The organism is Actinospica acidithermotolerans (assembly GCF_018139625.1).
GTDB classification, from domain to species: Bacteria; Actinomycetota; Actinomycetes; order Streptomycetales; family Catenulisporaceae; genus Actinospica; species Actinospica acidithermotolerans.
Genome location: NZ_JAGSOH010000301.1, coordinates 1 through 898, shown reverse-complemented (window position 1 = coordinate 898; position 898 = coordinate 1). Strand labels below are relative to the sequence as shown.

The 898-nt window shown below is 67.5% G+C and carries 1 protein-coding gene; it reads left to right on the top strand.

Translation table 11 applies throughout. The features are described from left to right. Window positions 1-58: 58 nt before the first annotated feature. A complete protein-coding gene (locus KDK95_RS34800; RefSeq protein ID WP_249162343.1) occupies window positions 59-658 on the top strand; it encodes a GTP-binding protein in 600 nt (199 codons plus the stop codon). The last annotated feature ends 240 nt before the right edge of the window (window positions 659-898 follow it).

The window sequence follows — 898 nt, the reverse complement described above, 5'->3', positions numbered from 1 at the left end:
GTCCGGCTCCACCCCGGCGCCCCCGTCATCAGCCGTCCCGAGCAAGCATAGGTTCGACATGGACTTCGAAGCAGGACCGGGCGGGCTGCCCGCGGAGCCAGCGCCCGCTCCCATGCCGGTGAAGATGGTCATCGCCGGGGGATTCGGCGTCGGCAAGACCACCGCCGTCGCAGCGGTATCCGACGTGCCGCCGCTGACCACCGAAGCGGCGATCACCGAAGTGGCCGCAGGGGTTGACGACGTGTCGATGACCCCGAACAAGACCACCACCACGGTGGCCATGGACTTCGGCTCCGTGATGCTCGACCCGACGCTGAAGCTGTACCTGTTCGGCACGCCCGGCCAGGACCGCTTCGGCTTCATGTGGGACGACGTCACCGAAGGCGCACTCGGCGCCCTCGTCGTCGTGGACAGTCGGAGGCTCGAGGACTGCTTCCCCGCAGTCGACTACTTCGAGCGGCGCACGATGCCGTTCGCCGTCGCGGTAAACAGGTTCGCCGACACGGTCCCGCACCCGCTCGACGCCGTACGCGAGGCCCTCGACGTCGAGTCCGAGGTCCCCGTCATCGAGTTCGACGCTCGCGACTCGAACTCCGTGCGCGACAGCCTCATCATCGTCCTCGAACTCGCCCTCGCACGTGCCATGGCCGCTGCGTAGGACTCCTGGTACCAGGTAAGCACTTCCGTAGGGCTCGAAGCACCCGCTTCGAGCCCTACAGCCTTCTTCTGTCGTGTCCAGCGTTCGTGGACAGACTGCACGTTCACACGAAACGCCGGTGGCTGCGTCCAAGACACCGGATGCATTGATCTCCCCCTCAGCGCAGCGTCGTGGCTGCTGGCGTTGGGCTAGCGGCTGGGGTTGCCGGGGCTGCGCCCCGGGGTTTGCGCTGGCCCTCCC